This window comes from Nocardia sp. NPDC004722 (genome assembly GCF_053601505.1).
Genome location: NZ_JBSGBY010000910.1, coordinates 1 through 2,362 on the forward strand (window position 1 = coordinate 1; position 2,362 = coordinate 2,362).

Annotated in this window: 2 protein-coding genes and 1 pseudogene; 2 read left to right on the top strand and 1 reads right to left on the bottom strand. The window is 68.0% G+C overall.

Annotation, left to right across the window (positions count from 1 at the left end; genetic code table 11):
- Positions 1 to 82 precede the first annotated feature (82 nt).
- Both ACWELQ_RS43890 and ACWELQ_RS43895 read left to right on the top strand, forming a co-directional pair.
- Positions 83 to 1,573: an APC family permease gene (locus tag ACWELQ_RS43890; RefSeq protein ID WP_452402887.1), complete on the top strand. Its 1,491-nt coding sequence runs from the start codon at positions 83 to 85 to the stop codon at positions 1,571 to 1,573.
- The gene (locus ACWELQ_RS43895) at positions 1,570 to 2,043 is read left to right on the top strand and encodes a hypothetical protein (protein WP_452402888.1); all 474 of its coding nucleotides are present in this window, start codon (positions 1,570 to 1,572) and stop codon (positions 2,041 to 2,043) included. Before ACWELQ_RS43890 ends, ACWELQ_RS43895 begins: the two co-directional genes overlap by 4 nt.
- A gap of 60 nt (positions 2,044 to 2,103) precedes the next feature.
- Here the strand turns inward: ACWELQ_RS43895 and ACWELQ_RS43900 are convergent.
- Positions 2,104 to 2,271, bottom strand: a pseudogene (locus ACWELQ_RS43900) (formyltetrahydrofolate deformylase); the annotation flags it as partial.
- Between the last annotated feature and the right edge of the window lie 91 nt (positions 2,272 to 2,362).

The window sequence follows — 2,362 nt, forward strand, 5'->3', positions numbered from 1 at the left end:
CGCTGAAACAGTTGGGCCGTCTACTTCCTAGCAGGCGATCACCGTCTTCGTGATGCCTGGTCCGAGTGAGATGGATAGACCAATGACAATCAGCGACACCGCGGAATCCGCTGCGGGGGAATCGAAATTGCATCAGGGCACCAACTGGTGGGGTGCCTTCGTCATCGGGTTGGCGGCACCGATTCTGGTGACCGGGATCGACCCGCCCGCCATTCAGGCGCTGGGGGCCGCGGCCATTCCCCTGCTGGCGCTGACCACCGTGGTCGGGGTGCTGCTGTGCCTGGTCGTGGCCGAACTCGCGGCGTCCATGCCGCATCGGACCGGCGGGCTGCCGTCCTACGCCACCGAATCGCTGCAACCGTTGCACGCCGGTGCGGCCCGGCATCTGGGCGGTGTTTCGGCGTGGGCATACTGGCTGGGCTGGTTTCCGGTCGCACCGATCAACATGATTCTGGCCTCGGCCTACATCACCCAGCTGTTCCACATCCCGCAGGGCCGTTCGTTTCTGCCGTTCGGGTCGATCGGCAGCCCGATTTCCCTTGCCGTGCTGCTGATCTCGGTGGCCGGAATCCTGATCATGTTCGTGCCCTCGTATCTGGGCATCCGACTGGGCGCGGGTTTCGCCACCGTGATGGGCATCGTGTCGATGGCCCCGCTGACGCTGCTGATCCTGCTGCCGCTGACCCGGCCGAGCTCGATGCACCTGTCGAACCTGTCCGGCTTCCATTTCGCCTCCGGCGTCACCGGCAGCCCCACCCTGATCCTGTCCTGGATGTTCGTCATGAGCTGGTCGGTGCTGGGCATGGAGGCCGTGGCCTGCTACGTCCCCGAGTGCCGCAATCCGGCCCGCGACGCGAAGATCGCCACCACCGCCGAAAGCCTCTACGGTTTCGCGGTTTTCGTGCTCACCGCGGTGGTCCTGGTGGCCGTGCTGGGTGGCGCGGAGAACGTGGACCCGCTGACCATCTTCTCCACCCTCATCTCCAAGGTGACCGGGCAGTCCGGCAGCTGGGTGCAGTATCTGATCGGCATTCCGCTGATCGTGGCGCTCATGCTGTCGGTGCTCAACGCGCTGATGGGTTGTGCCCGTTCGCTGTATCAGGCGTCCGAGGACGGCATGCTCCCGCGCTGGTTCGGCAAGCTCAACGTGCATCGGGTGCCCGCCCGCGCCATGGCCTTCAATGTGGTGTGCTCGATCGCGGTGGTGCTGTTCGGCAGTCCGCTGCGGATCTACGTGTTCTCCAATATGGGTTACCTGTTCGCGGTGACCATCGCGTTCTTCAGCTACGCCGTGCATCGCCAGACCCGTCCGGACGCGGTGCGCCCGCTCCGACTGCCGGGCTTCATGCGTTGGGTGTCGCTGGCGCTCGGTGTGTTCTGCGCGATCATGTGGGCCTTCGGCGGCTGGAACAGCCCCGCGATCGTGGTCGGCACACCCAGCCACGACCTGTTCCTGCTCGGGGTGGCCATCGTGGCCGCCTATGTGCCGCTGCACCTTTGGCGGCGCTTCAGTGACCGCCGCCAGCCCGCGGCCGCGGTGCTGACCGGCACCCCGGCGGAGTCCGCCGCATGAGATCCGGTCTTCCGGGTGCGGCCCGGCGGCGGGGTGGCCCGCCGCCGGGTTCGCCGCGCGACACCGTCATAGTGCTGCGCCCCGACACCCCGGCCTCCCCCGAATTGCTCGACGCGGCCCGCCAAGCCGGCGGCACCGTCGCGGTCGTGGCGATCCTCCGAGTGCACGGTTTCGCCTTCGGACTGCCCAATCCCGGGCTGCTGCCGACCCGTTCGGAGCGGGCGCGGGCAGAAGCGGCGGTCGCTTCGACGCTGTCCGGCCTGCGCAAGGCGGGCCTGGACGCGGACGGTCAGATCGTGGTCACCCGCAAGGCGGCCAAGGCGATCGCCGGGGTCGTGCACCGCCGCGGCGCACGACAGGTTCTGATGGAACAGCCGACCGGTGGTCGGTTGCGCCGCCTGGTCGAGGGCGATCCGGTGCGGGCCCTCGCCCGCCGCGTCAAGCAGGTGGCCACGGTCGAAACAGCGTGAACCACTTCCCCATACGAAAAGGGTCCGGGACATCGTCCCGGACCCTTTCCTTGTCCCCGATCAGGCGAAGACCACGGTCCGATCGCCGTTGCGCAGCACCCGGTCCTCGGCGTGCAGTCGCACGGCCCGGGCGAGCACCATGCGCTCCACATCCCGCCCCATGGCGACCAGTTGCTCCGGCGTGTGGTGGTGGTCGACCCGCACCACGTCCTGCTCGATGATCGTGCCGGACCTGCGTCGTCACCGTCACCGAGGGCCATGTCCGGGACCTGCGCACCGGTCTCGAGCACCAGGCCGGAGAACAGGTCCAAGCCTGTGT